This is a genomic window from Pseudomonas sp. Root569 (assembly GCF_001427465.1).
In the GTDB taxonomy this organism is placed as follows: domain Bacteria; phylum Pseudomonadota; class Gammaproteobacteria; order Pseudomonadales; family Pseudomonadaceae; genus Aquipseudomonas; species Aquipseudomonas synxantha.
Map to the genome: position 1 here is coordinate 498,331 of NZ_LMGQ01000001.1, position 15,026 is coordinate 513,356.

Annotated in this window: 12 protein-coding genes; 7 read left to right on the forward strand and 5 right to left on the reverse strand. The window is 60.7% G+C overall.

The features are described from left to right. Positions 1 to 67 precede the first annotated feature (67 nt). The gene (pta, locus tag ASD70_RS02315) at positions 68 to 2,167 is read left to right on the forward strand and encodes a phosphate acetyltransferase (RefSeq protein WP_046070843.1); all 2,100 of its coding nucleotides are present in this window, start codon (positions 68 to 70) and stop codon (positions 2,165 to 2,167) included. Then, entirely contained in the window at positions 2,168 to 3,067 is a 900-nt protein-coding gene (locus ASD70_RS02320) for an acyltransferase (RefSeq protein ID WP_046070842.1), read from the forward strand. Positions 3,068 to 3,242: 175 nt separating this feature from the next. Here the strand turns inward: ASD70_RS02320 and cysN are convergent, their stop codons facing one another. The 3 genes from cysN to ASD70_RS02335 form a co-directional block, all read right to left on the reverse strand. Beyond that, entirely contained in the window at positions 3,243 to 5,141 is a 1,899-nt protein-coding gene (gene cysN, locus ASD70_RS02325) for a sulfate adenylyltransferase subunit CysN (RefSeq protein ID WP_056845545.1), read from the reverse strand. Between the two features lie 9 nt (positions 5,142 to 5,150). Then, complete coding sequence (gene cysD / locus ASD70_RS02330; protein ID WP_043049276.1) at positions 5,151 to 6,068, reverse strand: sulfate adenylyltransferase subunit CysD; 918 nt, start codon at positions 6,066 to 6,068, stop codon at positions 5,151 to 5,153. 180 nt (positions 6,069 to 6,248) lie between these two features. Continuing rightward, positions 6,249 to 7,007 carry a Nif3-like dinuclear metal center hexameric protein gene (locus ASD70_RS02335; protein WP_043049274.1) on the reverse strand — a complete coding sequence of 253 codons (759 nt, stop codon included), beginning with the start codon at positions 7,005 to 7,007 and terminating at the stop codon, positions 6,249 to 6,251. Between the two features lie 101 nt (positions 7,008 to 7,108). Between ASD70_RS02335 and algW the strand changes: the two genes are divergently transcribed. Together algW and ASD70_RS02345 are read left to right on the forward strand one after the other, a co-directional pair. After that, a complete protein-coding gene (gene algW / locus ASD70_RS02340) occupies positions 7,109 to 8,269 on the forward strand; it encodes a Do family serine endopeptidase AlgW (protein WP_043049273.1) in 1,161 nt (386 codons plus the stop codon). 110 nt (positions 8,270 to 8,379) lie between these two features. After that, positions 8,380 to 10,473 carry a TonB-dependent siderophore receptor gene (locus ASD70_RS02345; RefSeq protein ID WP_056845546.1) on the forward strand — a complete coding sequence of 698 codons (2,094 nt, stop codon included), beginning with the start codon at positions 8,380 to 8,382 and terminating at the stop codon, positions 10,471 to 10,473. Between the two features lie 127 nt (positions 10,474 to 10,600). Here the strand turns inward: ASD70_RS02345 and hemH are convergent, their stop codons facing one another. Then, positions 10,601 to 11,626, reverse strand: coding sequence for a ferrochelatase (gene hemH, locus ASD70_RS02350; protein WP_046070838.1), 1,026 nt, complete (start codon positions 11,624 to 11,626; stop codon positions 10,601 to 10,603). A 14-nt stretch (positions 11,627 to 11,640) separates the two neighbouring features. Further along, positions 11,641 to 12,540 (reverse strand): TIGR01777 family oxidoreductase, encoded by a 900-nt coding sequence (locus ASD70_RS02355; RefSeq protein WP_056845547.1) that lies wholly within the window; start codon positions 12,538 to 12,540, stop codon positions 11,641 to 11,643. A 213-nt stretch (positions 12,541 to 12,753) separates the two neighbouring features. Between ASD70_RS02355 and ASD70_RS02360 the strand changes: the two genes are divergently transcribed. The 3 genes from ASD70_RS02360 (at position 12,754) to ASD70_RS02370 (ending at position 15,023) form a co-directional block, all read left to right on the forward strand. Continuing rightward, complete coding sequence (locus ASD70_RS02360; RefSeq protein ID WP_046070836.1) at positions 12,754 to 13,740, forward strand: NAD(P)/FAD-dependent oxidoreductase; 987 nt, start codon at positions 12,754 to 12,756, stop codon at positions 13,738 to 13,740. After that, positions 13,737 to 13,952 carry a TIGR02450 family Trp-rich protein gene (locus ASD70_RS02365; RefSeq protein WP_046070835.1) on the forward strand — a complete coding sequence of 72 codons (216 nt, stop codon included), beginning with the start codon at positions 13,737 to 13,739 and terminating at the stop codon, positions 13,950 to 13,952. The genes ASD70_RS02360 and ASD70_RS02365 overlap by 4 nt, the downstream gene beginning before the upstream one ends. Before the next feature lie 111 nt (positions 13,953 to 14,063). After that, positions 14,064 to 15,023, forward strand: coding sequence for a YbgA family protein (locus ASD70_RS02370; RefSeq protein WP_056845548.1), 960 nt, complete (start codon positions 14,064 to 14,066; stop codon positions 15,021 to 15,023). Positions 15,024 to 15,026 lie beyond the last annotated feature (3 nt).

Genomic DNA, 15,026 nt, shown 5'->3' on the forward strand with positions numbered 1-15,026 from the left:
CGCCTGATCCGCGGTAGGCACTCAAACATAGAGCGCCACCCAAGCCATGCACCTCCAGAGAATCCGCATGCAGACTTTTTTTATCGCGCCCACCGATTTTGGTGTGGGCCTGACCTCCATCAGCCTTGGGCTGGTGCGCACCCTGGAACGGGCCGGCCTTAAAGTCGGCTTTTTCAAACCGATTGCCCAGCCACACCCGGGCGATACCGGCCCGGAGCGCTCCACTGAACTGGTGGCACGCACCCACGGGCTCAAACCGCCCCAACCCTTGGGCCTTGCCCACGTAGAACGCATGCTCGGTGACGGCCAGCTCGATGAGCTGCTCGAAGAAATCATCACCCTCTACCAGCAGGCCGCCGTGGGAAAGGACGTGCTGATCGTCGAAGGTATGGTGCCGACCCGCAGCGCCAGCTACGCCGCACGGGTCAACCTGCACCTGGCCAAGAGCCTGGATGCCGAAGTGATCCTGGTCTCGGCACCAGAAAACGAGGTACTCACCGAACTTTCTGGCCGGGTGGAATTGCAGGCGCAATTGTTCGGCGGCCCGAAAGACCCGAAAGTGCTGGGCGTGATCCTCAACAAGGTACGCACCGACGAAAGCATGGAGGCTTTCTCGGCGCGCCTGAAAGAGCACTCGCCGCTGTTGCGCAGCGGTGACTTTCGCCTGCTCGGCTGCATCCCCTACCAGCCCGAGCTCAACGCCCCGCGCACCCGTGACGTGGCCGACCTGATGGGCGCGCAGATCCTCAACGCCGGCGACTACGAAAGCCGGCGCATGACCAAGATCATCATCTGCGCGCGCACCATGCGCAACACCGTGGAGTTGCTCAAGCCCGGCGTGCTGGTGGTAACCCCGGGGGATCGCGACGACATCATCCTCGCCGTCAGCTTGGCCGCGATCAACGGCGTGCCGCTGGCCGGCCTGCTGCTGACCAGCGACACGCTGCCCGACCCACGCATCATGGACCTGTGCCGCGGCGCCTTCCAGGCCGGGCTGCCAGTGCTGTCGGTGAGCACCGGCTCCTATGACACTGCCAACCAGCTCAATAGCCTCAACAAGGAAATCCCCATCGATGACCGCGAGCGTGCGGAGATCATCACTGACTTCGTCGCCAGCCACCTCGATGCGCGCTGGCTGCACCAGCGTTGCGGTACGCCACGGGAGATGCGCCTGTCGCCGGCCGTGTTCCGCTACCAGTTGATCCAACGCGCCCAGGCCGCCAACAAGCGCATCGTGTTGCCCGAAGGCAGCGAGCCGCTGACCGTGCAAGCCGCCGCCATCTGTCAGGCCCGGGGCATTGCCCGTTGCGTCCTGCTGGCCAAGCCGGAGGATGTAGAAGCAGTCGCCCGCGCCCAGGGTATCGAGCTGCCTGAGGGCCTGGAGATTCTCGACCCGGACCTGATTCGTCAGCGCTATGTCGAGCCGATGGTTGCCTTGCGCAAAACCAAGAGCCTCAACGCGCCCATGGCCGAGCAACAGCTGGAAGATACCGTGGTGATCGCCACCATGATGCTCGCCCTGGACGAAGTGGACGGCCTGGTCTCCGGGGTTGTTCACTCCACCGCCAATACCATTCGCCCTGCCCTGCAACTGATCAAGACCGCGCCCGGATGCACCCTGGTATCGTCGGTGTTCTTCATGCTGTTCCCCGAGCAGGTGCTGGTGTACGGCGACTGTGTGATGAACCCACACCCAAGCGCCGTGGAACTGGCGGAAATCGCCTTGCAAAGCGCCGATTCCGCCGCCGCGTTCGGCATCACGCCACGAGTGGCAATGATCAGCTATTCCAGTGGTGATTCGGCCAGTGGCGAAGAAGTGGAAAAAGTCCGTGAAGCCACCCTGCTCGCCCACGAGCAGCAAAGTTCGCTGCTGATCGATGGCCCGTTGCAATACGACGCCGCCGCCAACGAAAACGTCGCCCGGCAACTGGCCCCCAACAGCCAGGTCGCGGGCAAGGCCACGGTATTTGTGTTCCCGGACCTCAACACCGGCAACACCACCTACAAAGCCGTACAACGCAGCGCCGATTGCGTAAGCCTGGGGCCAATGCTCCAGGGCCTGCGCAAGCCGGTGAACGATCTGCCGCGTGGCGCCCAGGTTGATGACATCGTGTACACCATCGCCCTGACGGCGATCCAAGCCGCTAACCGACCTATGGATATCTAAATGCTGGATTTTCTACCTGCCGCCGTGCGCGGGGTGATCGCTTCGCTGTTGCTGGCACTGAACACGATCCTGCTGTGCTCGTTCCTGTTTATCGTCGCGCTGTTCAAGGCGTTGCCGTTCGCCAAGCGCTTCAGCGAGTGGCTGATGAACCATACCCATGAAGCCTGGGTGACCAACAACAAGGGCTGGATGAACCTGGTAAGGCGCACGCGCTGGCACCTGACTGGTCTCGAGGGGTTGGACTATCAGCACTCCTATCTGGTGACCAGCAACCACCAGAGCTGGGTCGACATCATGGTGCTGCAATACGTGCTCAATCGACGTATTCGCCCGTTGAAATTCTTCCTCAAGCAGGAATTGATCTGGGTGCCGGTGATCGGCCTGGCGTGGTGGGCACTGGGCTTTCCCTTTATGAAGCGCTACAGCAAGGCTTACTTGGAGAAGCACCCGGAAAAGAAAGGCAAGGACTTGGCGACCACCCGCAAAACCTGTGCGAAGTTTCGCGACAACCCGGTGGGCATTTTCAACTTCGCCGAGGGCACGCGGTTTACGCCGGGCAAGCATGCGCAACAAAACTCCCCATTTCGCTATTTGCTCAAGCCCAAGGCCGGCGGCATTGCGTTTGTGCTGGATGCCATGGGGGAGCAGTTGAAGTCACTGGTGAATGTGACCATTCACTACCCTGGCGGACGCCCAGGGTATTGGGATTTGCTGTGCGGAAATGTGAAGGACGTAGTGGTGCAGTTTGAAGAGGTGCAGATTCCGGCCGAATTCATTGGCAAGAATTATGAGCAGGATGGAGAGTATCGGTTGGCGTTCCAGGGCTGGATCAACCAACTGTGGGAAGACAAGGATGCGTTGCTGGATCAGCTTCACACCGAATTCCCAAGCAAGCGATGATCAACCTGTGGGAGGGGGCTTGCCCCCGATGAGGGAGTATCAGTTGATGCAGCCGTAGCTGACCCGCCGCTATCGGGGGCAAGCCCCCTCCCACATTTGACCGCGCTCGATCTTGAAGATGTAAAAAAGCCCGCCACCGAGTCATCGGTGGCGGGCTTTTTTGTAGCGCCAACCCTTAGATCGCGCCGCGCTGGCGCAACAACTCCAGCACTTGCTTGACACTGTCTTCCAGCGACAAGGCCTGGGTATCGAGCACCAGGTCGGCGTTCAACGGCACGTCGTACGGGAAAGACTCACCCGGGATGTTATCCCCACCCGCCGCGTACAAACCTTGCGGATCACGCTCGGCGCACACCAGCGGCGAGGCCTGCACATAGACCGTCAGCAGACGGTCAGCGCCGATCAGCGCCTTCGCCTGCTCACGGCCTTCGGCATCCGGCGCGACGAATGCGGCCAGGGTCAGCAAGCCAGCCTCGTTGAACTGGCGTGCTACGTGAGCTGCACGGCGCCAGTTCTCGGTACGCCCGGCACGGTCCTGAGGCAAGCCCTTGTTCAGGTCGTGACGCAGGTTCTGGCCGTCCAGTACAAACACTGCACGCCCCATATCGAACAGCTTGCGCTCAACCGCGTAGGCCAAGGTGCTTTTGCCAGCGCCGGACAGCCCGCTGAACAACACCGTGGCCGGCTGCTGGCCGAAACGCAGGGTGCGTTCTTCGGTGGCGACGTGCGCGAGACTGCCGTGCTGCGCAGAACCGCCATGATTGACCGGCGGCGCGATGATCATGCCCGCAGCCACGGTGCCGTTGGTCAAACGGTCGATGACGATAAAGGCGCCGGTGGTGCGATTGCTGTCATAGCCATCCAACGCGATGGCGGCGTCGAGGCTGACCTTGACCCGACCGATTTCGTTGAGTTGCAGCGAACTCGCCGGGCCCTCGGCCAGGGTGTTCACATCCACGCGGTGCACGATGCTGGTGATGGAGCCCGGCACGTAGCTGGTGGCGCGCTTGATATCGTATTTCTTGCCCGGCAGCATCGGTTCTTCGGCCATCCACACCAGCATAGCGTCGAAGGCGTCGGTCACTTGCGGCACGTTATCGGCATGCACCAGCAGGTCGCCACGGGAGATGTCGATCTCGTCTTCCATGGTCAAGGTCACGGCCTGGCCTGGGCCAGCGTTTTCCAGCTCACCTTCGAAGGTGACAATGGATTTGACCCGGCTGCTCTTGCCCGACGGCAGCACTACCACTTCGTCGCCCTTGTGCACGATGCCGCTGGCCAGGGTGCCGGCGAAACCACGGAAATTCAGGTTCGGGCGGTTGACGTACTGCACCGGGAAACGCAAGTCGGTGTAGTTGCGGTCGTTGGCGATCTCGACGGTCTCGAGGATCTCCATCAGCGACTGGCCGGTGTACCAGGGCGAACGCTCGCTCTTGTTCACCACGTTGTCGCCCTTGAGCGCCGACATCGGTACAAAGGCCAAGGTGCTCGGCTTGAACGCAATACCTTCGGCGAACTTCAGGTAATCGGCCTTGATCGACTCGAAGACGCTTTGATCAAAGCCATTGATGTCCATCTTGTTGACGGCCACCACGATGTGTTTGATCCCCAGCAACGAGGCGATGAAGCTGTGGCGACGGGTCTGGGTCTGCACGCCGTAACGGGCGTCGATCAGGATGATCGCCAGGTCGCAGGTAGACGCGCCAGTGGCCATGTTGCGGGTGTACTGCTCATGGCCGGGGGTGTCGGCGATGATGAACTTGCGCTTGGCGGTAGAGAAGTAGCGATAGGCAACATCGATGGTGATGCCCTGCTCACGCTCGGCCTGCAGGCCGTCGACCAGCAAGGCCAGGTCGATATCGTCGCCCGTGGTGCCGGATTTCTTCGAATCGCGGGTGATGGCTTCCAGGTGATCTTCGTAGATCATCTTGGAGTCGTGCAGCAGGCGCCCGATCAGGGTGCTCTTGCCGTCATCGACGTTGCCGCAGGTCAGGAAGCGCAACATTTCCTTGCGCTCGTGCTGGGCCAGGTAGGCGAGGATGTCCTCGCTGATCAAATCAGATACGTGCGACATGACAACCCCTTAGAAATAACCCTGACGTTTTTTGTCTTCCATGGAGCCGGCGCCATCGTGATCGATGACCCGGCCCTGGCGTTCGGAAGTTCGCGTCAGGAGCATTTCCTGAATGATGTCCGTCAGCGTTTCGGCTTCGGACTCCACCGCACCCGTCAACGGGTAGCAGCCAAGGGTGCGGAAACGGACTTTCTTTTTGACGATGCGGGCTTTGTCTTCGTCGGACAGGTGCTCGAGGATGCGGTCGTCGTCGATCATGATCAACGTGCCGTTCTTTTCGATCACGTCGCGCTCGGCGGCGAAGTACAGCGGCACGATCGGGATGCCTTCCAGGTAGATGTACTGCCAGATGTCCAGCTCGGTCCAGTTGGACAGCGGGAACACGCGGATCGACTCGCCCTTGTTGACGTTGCCGTTGTAGACGTTCCACAGCTCCGGACGCTGGTTCTTCGGGTCCCAGCGGTGCTTGCTGTCGCGGAACGAGTACACGCGCTCTTTGGCACGGGATTTCTCTTCATCGCGACGGGCGCCGCCGAACGCTGCGTCGAAACCATGCTTGTCCAGGGCCTGCTTGAGGCCCTCGGTCTTCATGATATCGGTGTGCTTGGCGCTGCCGTGGGTGAACGGGTTGATGCCCTGCGCCACGCCATCGGGGTTGACGTGGGTGATCAGGTCCAGGCCCAGCTCTTCAACCATGCGGTCGCGGAACTTGTACATCTCCTGGAATTTCCAGCGGGTGTCGACGTGCATCACCGGGAACGGCAGCTTGCCTGGGAAGAAGGCCTTGCGTGCCAGATGCAGCATCACGGCGGAGTCTTTACCGATCGAGTAGAGCATCACCGGGTTGTCGAACTCGGCGGCGACCTCGCGGATGATGTGGATGCTTTCCGCCTCCAGCTGTTTCAGATGCGTCAGTTTGTCGACCATGGTTACTCACGGAAAAACGATCTTATGGACGGCCAGCGGGCCGTGTTCGAGCGAGGCATGCTAGCACAGCACCTGCTTCTATTCAGGGCGCCAACTAGATCGAAACGGTATATGAATATGCCGCCGAGTTTGGCCTGAAATGGGGGGCTAGTGTGGGAGGGGACAAGCCCCCTCCCACATTCAGATCGGGTTCGGACAATCGATGAACAGATGCTCCAGGGCAAAGCGTCGCGCCAGGTAGTCGCCCAACGCCTGGACGCCGTAGCGCTCAGTGGCGTGATGGCCGGCGGCGATGAAGCTGATGTCGTTTTCCCGTGCGCTGTGGAAGGTCTGTTCGGACGCCTCACCGCTCAGGTAGAGGTCGACACCCGCGGCAATTGCCTGGTCGATATAGCCCTGGCCACCCCCGGTGCACCAACCGACGCGACGGATCATCTGGCTGCCTTCGATCAGCAGTGGCTCGCGGCCCATCACGTCCTGCACGCGGCGAGCGAAGTCCCGGGGCGATAGAGGCTCAGCCAGGGAGCCAACCAGGCCGACGATCTTGGGGTTACTCGGGTCCAGCGGGCCTTCGACGGTGATGTCCAAGTGACGCGCCAGTTGCACGTTGTTGCCGACATCGGCGTGCAGGTCCAAAGGCAAGTGGTAGGCCAACAGGCTGATGTCATGCTTGAGCAGGGTCTTCAGGCGGCGCTGCTTCATGCCGGTGATGCACGGGTTCTCGCCCTTCCAGAAATAGCCATGGTGCACCAGCACCAGATCGGCCTTGGCTTCGACGGCTGCGTCCAGCAATGCTTGGCTGGCGGTCACGCCGCTGACGATGCGCATCACCTGCGGGCGCCCCTCGACCTGCAGGCCGTTAGGGCAGTAATCAGCAATTTTTGCACTGCCGAGGTAGCGGTCCGCTTCCTCGACGAGGGTGGTAAGGGGGACGGCCATAAAAGACTCCTAAATATCCCGTTCGCAGGCCTCGCAGCCTCGTATAATGCGCGACATTATGGGCGCTCTTGCGCCCCCTGCAACCTGTCAGGACTTACTTGATGCTCAAGGCACTGCGTTTTTTTGGATGGCCATTGTTGGCTGGCGTGCTGATCGCGATGCTGATTATCCAGCGTTATCCCCAATGGGTGGGCCTGCCTACCCTGGATGTGAACCTGCAACAGGCCCCGCAGACCAGCACGGTGGTCCAAGGCCCGGTGACCTATGCCGACGCGGTCACCATTGCAGCACCTGCGGTGGTTAACCTTTACACCACCAAGGTCATCAACAAACCCGCGCATCCGTTGTTCGAAGACCCGCAGTTCCGCCGCTATTTCGGTGACAACGGCCCCAAGCAACGCCGCATGGAGTCCAGCCTGGGTTCCGGGGTGATCATGAGCCCCGAAGGCTACATCCTCACCAATAACCACGTGACCAGCGGCGCCGACCAGATCGTGGTGGCCCTGCGTGACGGTCGCGAGACCTTGGCCCGCGTGGTGGGCAGTGACCCGGAAACCGACCTTGCGGTACTGAAGATCGATTTGAAGAACCTGCCGTCCATTACCCTCGGTCGCTCCGACGGTTTGCGCGTGGGTGATGTGGCACTGGCCATTGGCAACCCGTTCGGCGTTGGCCAGACGGTCACCATGGGCATCATCAGCGCCACTGGGCGTAACCAGTTGGGCCTTAACAGCTACGAAGACTTCATCCAGACCGACGCGGCCATCAACCCGGGCAACTCCGGCGGAGCGCTGGTAGATGCCAATGGCAACCTGACGGGCATCAATACCGCGATTTTTTCCAAGTCCGGCGGCTCACAGGGCATTGGTTTCGCGATCCCGGTGAAGCTGGCGATGGAAGTGATGAAGTCGATCATCGAACACGGCCAGGTGATTCGTGGCTGGCTGGGCATTGAAGTGCAGCCACTGACCAAGGAACTGGCCGAGTCGTTCGGCTTGACCGGGCGCCCGGGCATCGTGGTTGCCGGGATCTTCCGCGACGGCCCGGCGCAGAAGGCCGGCCTGCAACTGGGCGATGTGATTCTAAGTATCGACGGGGCCCCGGCCGGTGATGGCCGCAAGTCAATGAACCAGGTGGCACGGATCAAGCCGACCGACAAGGTGGCGATCCAGGTCATGCGCAACGGCAAGGAGATCAAGCTCTCGGCGGAAATCGGCCTGCGCCCACCGCCGGCAACGGCACCGGTGAAAGAAGAACAATAGCCTACGCACATCAGGCGCCCGTTCGAGGGCGCTTGATGGGCAGGTTTCATAGCATTCACTCTCATTAGTCATGTTATATTGTTTCAATATCGTCATTGGAACGTTCTATCATGCCGCCTCGCAAGTTTGTGCCCTCGGCCGGCCTGGCCCTGGGTTTGCTGCTCGACCCCGCCTACGCCGAAGAAAATACCCTGGAACTGGACACCATCAGCGTGACCTCCGAGGCCTATGAATCCGCCATCGGGCCGGTCACAGGTTACCGCGCCACTCGCACAGCCAGTGCCACCAAGACCGACACCGCCCTGCGCGATATCCCGCAATCGATCAGCGTGATTCCCGCCACAGTGCTCAAGGACCTGGGCAGCACCAGTGTGGAACGCGCACTGGAATTTGCCGGCGGCGTGTCCAAGCAGAACAACTTCGGCGGCCTGACCCTCTACGAATACAGCGTGCGCGGCTTCACCACGTCCGAGTTCTACCAGGATGGTTTCAGCGCCAACCGCGGTTACCCGAGCACACCCGATACCGCCAATATCGAACGCATTGAAGTGCTCAAGGGCCCCGCCGCCAGCCTGTATGGGCGTGGCGACCCTGGCGGCACGGTGAATATCGTCACCAAGAAACCCCAGCCCGAGGCCTTCACCACCCTGCAGACCAGCGCCGGTAGTTGGGACCGCTACCGCACCGCTTTGGATGTGAATACACCGCTGGACAGCGAAGGGCGCGTATTGTCCCGGGTCAACCTGGCGGTGGAAGACAACCACAGCTTTCGCGATCACGTCGACAGCAAACGGGTGTTCGTCGCGCCTTCATTCAGTTGGCAACTCAACCCCGACACCCACCTGCTCGTAGAAAGCGAATTTGTGCGCCACAGCTCCACCTTCGACCGCGGCATCGTCGCCAACACGGGTATGTCCCATTCAACCTTCCTCGGCGAGCCCAACGACGGCAACATCGATAACCACAACAACCGCATCCAGATGGCGTTGGAACACCACCTCAACGACGCCTGGAAGCTGCGCCTGGCCAGCCACTACAAGCAAGGTAGCCTGTGGGGTGACGCGTCGGAAAGCCGTGCGCTTAACGCGGATGGCCACACCGTCAACCGCCGCTACCGTGAACGCTCCACGGGCTGGCACGACAGCATCACCCAGTTGGAACTGCGCGGCCTGTTCGATATCGGCAGTTGGCAGCATGAACTGCTGATCGGCACCGAATACGAGGACTACCGCAAGAAGGAGCGCGTGACAGCGATCGGCGGCGACTACCCTATCGATATTTATAAACCGGTCTATGGCCAGCCCAAACCCAATGGCAAACGTTCTGGTACCGACTTCTTCGAACAGACCCAAAGCCACGCGCTGAATCTACAAGACCAGATCATCTTCACTGATCGCCTGCGTGGCATGATCGGGGCGCGCTTCGAACATTTCGAACAAAGCACCGACGACTTCGCCCGCAACCACGTCAAGAGTCGCCAGACCCACGACGCCTTTACCCAGCGCGCCGGCCTGCTCTACCAACTCACGCCACAAGTCGGGGTATTTGCCAACGCGTCCACCTCGTTCAAGCCAAACAGCGGCCTGGATGCCGGTGGCAAATCCTTCAAGCCAGAAGAAGGCGTGGGCTATGAGGTGGGGATCAAGAGCGAACTGTTTGACGAGCGACTCAGCGCCACCCTGGCCGCCTTTCATATCGAAAAGGAAAACGTTTTGGCCCTGGACCCGGCGACCGACACCAATCGCGCCATGGGCAAGGCCCGCAGCCAGGGCTTTGACCTGCAAGTGACCGGGCAAGTAACCGACGCCATACGTGTGATCGGCGCCTTCGCGTATATCGACGCCGAAGTGACCAAGGGCGACAAAGAAATCCCCACCGGCAGCCGCATTCTCGGCGTGGCCAAGCGCAGTGGCAGTCTGTTGGGGGTGTATGAATTCCAGGATGGCGCGTTGCGCGGTTCGGACCTGGGTGCGGCGTTAACCTACGTGGGTGATCGTTCTGGTGAAGCGGGTACAGGTTTTGAGCTGCCGGCTTACCACACCGTGGATTTGCTGGCCCATTACAAGGCGACGGAGAATGTCACCGTGGGGTTGAACCTGAATAACCTCTTCGATGAGAAGTATTACGAGCGCTCCTACAGCAGGTACTGGGCCAACCCCGGCGAGCCGCGCAACCTCACAGTCAGCTTGACCCTCAATCTCTGACGAACATTGGACTAGATGTGGGAGGGGGCTTGCCCCCGATCGCAGTGTGTCAGTCAGTATATCTGTCACTGATCCACCGCTATCGGGAGCAAGCCCCCTCCCACATTTGAGTCACCGCAAGGCTTGACTACAAGGCAACGGGCGCTCGTTCGCACAGGGTATTAAGCGCCGCCGCCCACTGCGGGTCATCATTCAGGCACGGCACCAGCACCAACTCCTCGCCCCCTGCCGCGCGAAACTGCTCGCGACCGCGATCACCAATTTCTTCCAGGGTCTCGATGCAGTCGGCGACAAATGCCGGGCACATGACCAGCAACTTTTTCACGCCTTGCTGGGCCAACGCCTCCAGGCGTGCCTCGGTGTAGGGCTCGATCCACTTCGCCCGACCCAGGCGCGATTGAAACGCGACCGACCATTTGCCATCGGGCAAACCGGCGCGCTCGGCAAAATCCCGGGCAACGCTGAAGCATTGCGCGCGATAGCACGTGGCGAGCACTTGAGGTGACGCATTCTTGCAGCAGTCGGCATCCTTGAAGCAATGCCCGCCAGTAGGGTCGAGCTTTTTCAGATGCCGCTCGGGCAAGCCATGGAAACTCAGCAACAAATGATCGTAATCCTGCTCCAGGTGAGCGCGGGCGCTGGTCACCAGAGCATCCAGATATTCCGGCTGATCGTAGAAGGGTTGCAGGATCGAAAACTGGATATTCAGTTTCTTGTCGCGCACCACACGCTTGGCCTCCTCCACCACCGTGGTCACGGTGCTGTCGGCAAACTGCGGATACAACGGCGCCAGCGTGACATTCTGGATGCCCTGGGCGGCCAAGCGCGTCAGGGTGGTTTCCAGGGACGGCTCGCCATATCGCATCGCCAGCTCCACCGGGCCATGGGTCCACTGCGCGGTCATCTGCTGTTGCAGGCGACGGCTCAGCACCACCAGCGGCGAACCCTCGTCCCACCAGATCGATGCGTAGGCATGGGCCGATTGCTCGGGACGCTTGATCAGGATCAGCGACACCAGCAAGCGCCTTACCGGCCAAGGCAAGTCGATCACGTAGGGATCCATCAGGAATTGATTGAGGTAGCTGCGCACATCGGCCACCGAAGTGGACTTTGGCGAGCCCAGGTTGACCAGTAACAACGCGTGATCCGTCATGCAACATCCTATCTCTAGAGGCGGCTGGACAAGTCGTCCAGAGCCGCACGCAATTCAGTGAACTGGAAAGTGAAACCCGCCGCCAACAGCCGCTCGGGCAGTGCCTTTTGCCCGCCCAGCAACAGGCCGGACAACTCTCCCAGACCAACCTTCAACGCGAAGGCCGGCATCGGCATGAATGCCGGGCGGTGCAACACCTGGCCCAGGGTCTTGGCAAACTCGCGGTTACGCACCGGGTGAGGCGCGCAGGCATTATAAGGACCGCTGGCGTCCTCCTTGTGCAGAAGAAAATCAATCAGGGCGATTTGATCCTTGATATGCACCCAGGGCATCCACTGCCGACCCTTGCCGATCGGCCCGCCCAGCGCCAGTTTGAACGGTAGCAACAGGCGCGACAAAAAGCCGCCCTCGGCCGCCAGCACCAGGCCGGTGCGCACCAACACCACACGTATGCCCAGGGCTTCGGCACGCTGGGCGGTTTCTTCCCAGGCAATACACAGCTGGCTGGGGAAATCATCCAATACCGGGCCGCTGGCCTCAGTCAATTCGCGCTCGCCGCCGTCGCCATACCAACCCACGGCGGAACCGGAGATCAGTACCGCAGGTTTTTGCTCCAGGCTTTCCATCCACGCCAGCAGGGTTTCGGTGAGATTGATGCGACTGCTCCACAGCAACGCCTTGCGCTTGTGGGTCCAAGGCCGATCGGCAATGGGGGCACCCGCCAGGTTGACCACCGCGTCCACCGTGCCGATCACCTCCTGCAGGTGAGCAACCCCAAGCACCTGCGCACCGCACACCCGGGCAACCGTTTCTGGTTGTCGGCTCCACACCGTCAGTCGATGGCCCTGGGCAAGCCAGTGCTTGCAGAGTTGACGGCCAATCAGGCCGGTACCGCCGGTCAGCAAAATATGCATGGGACTCTCCTCATGTAACCTTCGCCGCCGCTCACTGGTCTATTTTATAAGCAGGGATCAATTTGATAATCGAGCGTGACGGATGTTTAAGCCTTAACTTTAACCATAGGTCACGCCACACATTCAGGCACGCCAAAACTTATACCAAAAAACAATATTGTACAGCTATTGGTGTCGGCGTAGTCTGTACCCAACGGTAAAACGAGGCCTCCCATGACTGTTCCCATCGCGATCATTGGTACCGGCATCGCCGGTCTCTCCGCCGCCCGAGCGTTACAAGACGCGGGGCACGCTGTACAACTCTTCGATAAAAGCCGCGGCAGCGGTGGCCGCATGTCCAGCAAGCGCAGTGACGCCGGTGCGCTGGACATGGGCGCGCAATACTTCACCGCCCGTGACCGGCGCTTCGTCAACGAAGTGCAGCGCTGGCAAAGCAACGGCTGGGCTGAGCAGTGGAAGCCCCAACTGTACAACTTCAAGTCCGGCCAGCTGACGCCCTCTCCCGATGAACAGATCCGCTGGGTCGGCACACCGCGCATGAGCGCCATTACGCGCGCGTTGCTTGATGACTTGCCGGTGGAATTCGGTTGCCGTATCACTGAGGTGTTCCAGGGCACGCATCACTGGAACCTGCTCGACGCCGATGGTGACAGCTACGGCCCCTTCAGCCACGTGATCATCGCCACACCGGCGCCCCAGGCCACTGCCCTGCTGGCCGCCGCGCCCAAGCTGGCGAGTGCTGCGGCCGGGGTGAAGATGGACCCGACCTGGGCCATTGCCCTGGCCTTCGATCACCCCCTGGATACGCCGATGGAAGGCTGTTTCGTGCAAGACAGCCCCCTCGACTGGCTGGCGCGCAACCGCAGCAAACCCGGGCGTGACACCACCCTCGACACCTGGGTGCTGCACGCCACCAGCGCCTGGAGCAAGGCCCATCTGGACCTGCCCAAGGAAGCGGTGATCGAACACTTGCACGGTGCGTTCGCTGAGTTACTGCACTGCGCCATGCCCGCGCCGTCATTCAGCCTGGCACACCGATGGCTCTACGCCCGGCCGTCCAGCAGCCATGAATTCGGGGTGCTGGCCGACGCCGATCTGGGCTTGTTCGTCTGCGGTGACTGGTGCCTCTCCGGCCGCGTGGAGGGTGCCTGGCTCAGCGGTCAGGAAGCGGCGCGGCGCTTGATCGAACACTCGCAATGAATCGTATCAACCCCGCCAAACTGCTGCTGTCGAAATGGACGGCAGCACAGCCCCGCCACAAGGAAAAACACTTTCTGGTCACTGAAATATTTCGTGATGAAGAAGGCACTGTGCTGGAGATCGAACTGCAAGCCATCCTGACCCGACGCGCTGAGCGCTTGCCTTGGCAAACGTTGAAGGACCCTGAGGCCTGGCATATGGGCTGGAAATAGCTCGCCTGTAAAAACCTATACAAATTAATTGACTTGTACAACATCGAATCTATGATGAGATTAGTTGTACGGATTATTCGACTTGTACAGGATTCTTGCAGAGGTTTGCTTATGTCCAGCAATGCAAAACCGAAGATCGCCATCAGTGCCTGCCTCTTGGGTGAAAACGTGCGCTTCAACGGTGGGCATAAGCAATCCCTGCTGTGCACCCAGACCCTCAGCGACTATTTCGATTTTGTGCCGCTTTGCCCGGAAGTCGCCATCGGCCTGGGCATCCCTCGGGAGCCGATCCGCCTGGTGGGCGATCCTGCCGCGCCGCAGGCCGTTGGCACAGTAAACCGTGAACTCAACGTCACGCAGCCTCTGGACGACTACGGCCAGCGAATGGCCCGCGAACACACCGACCTGTGCGGCTACATCTTCATGCAGAAGTCGCCGTCCTGCGGCCTTGAACGGGTCAAGGTGTACCGCGACAACGGCACGCCTGTCGACGGTGGCGGGCGCGGTATCTACGCCCGGGCATTCTGCGCACGCCACCCCAACCTGCCGGTGGAAGAAGACGGCCGCCTGAATGATCCGGTACTGCGCGAAAACTTCCTGAGCCGCGTTTTCGTGTACGCCAGTTGGCAGCAATTGCTGGCCGAGGGCCTCACCCGCCACCGCCTGCTGACGTTCCACTCGCGCTATAAATACCTGCTGATGGCCCACAGCCCCGCGCATTACAAAAGCCTGGGGCATTTGCTCGGCAGCATGGGCAAGGAAGTCGATCTGCAGGCACTGGCCCACGGCTACTTCAGCGAGCTGATGGCAGGCCTGAAAAAGTGCGCCACCCGCGGCACTCATACCAACGTACTGCAACACATCAGCGGCTACCTCAAGCAGGCCATCAGCGACGATGACAAACAGGAAATGCAGACCGTCATCGGCCAATACCGCCACGGCATTGTGCCGCTGGTGGTACCGCTGACCCTGCTCAAGCATCACTTTCGCCAACATCCGGACCGTTACATCGCGCAACAGGCCTACCTGCAACCGCACCCGGAAAACCTCAGCCTGCGTAATGCGATCTAACCC

What these genes read in the sequence shown, in the direction of transcription:
- ASD70_RS02360 (WP_046070836.1), top strand. Translation starts at nt 12,754, where the DNA reads ATGACTGTTCCCATCGCGATCATTGGTACCGGCATCGCCGGTCTCTCC.
- algW (WP_043049273.1), top strand. Translation starts at nt 7,109, where the DNA reads ATGCTCAAGGCACTGCGTTTTTTTGGATGGCCATTGTTGGCTGGCGTG.
- cysD (WP_043049276.1), bottom strand. Translation starts at nt 6,068, where the DNA reads ATGGTCGACAAACTGACGCATCTGAAACAGCTGGAGGCGGAAAGCATC.
- cysN (WP_056845545.1), bottom strand. Translation starts at nt 5,141, where the DNA reads ATGTCGCACGTATCTGATTTGATCAGCGAGGACATCCTCGCCTACCTG.
- ASD70_RS02370 (WP_056845548.1), top strand. Translation starts at nt 14,064, where the DNA reads ATGTCCAGCAATGCAAAACCGAAGATCGCCATCAGTGCCTGCCTCTTG.
- hemH (WP_046070838.1), bottom strand. Translation starts at nt 11,626, where the DNA reads ATGACGGATCACGCGTTGTTACTGGTCAACCTGGGCTCGCCAAAGTCC.
- ASD70_RS02320 (WP_046070842.1), top strand. Translation starts at nt 2,168, where the DNA reads ATGCTGGATTTTCTACCTGCCGCCGTGCGCGGGGTGATCGCTTCGCTG.
- ASD70_RS02345 (WP_056845546.1), top strand. Translation starts at nt 8,380, where the DNA reads ATGCCGCCTCGCAAGTTTGTGCCCTCGGCCGGCCTGGCCCTGGGTTTG.
- pta (WP_046070843.1), top strand. Translation starts at nt 68, where the DNA reads ATGCAGACTTTTTTTATCGCGCCCACCGATTTTGGTGTGGGCCTGACC.
- ASD70_RS02335 (WP_043049274.1), bottom strand. Translation starts at nt 7,007, where the DNA reads ATGGCCGTCCCCCTTACCACCCTCGTCGAGGAAGCGGACCGCTACCTC.
- ASD70_RS02365 (WP_046070835.1), top strand. Translation starts at nt 13,737, where the DNA reads ATGAATCGTATCAACCCCGCCAAACTGCTGCTGTCGAAATGGACGGCA.
- ASD70_RS02355 (WP_056845547.1), bottom strand. Translation starts at nt 12,540, where the DNA reads ATGCATATTTTGCTGACCGGCGGTACCGGCCTGATTGGCCGTCAACTC.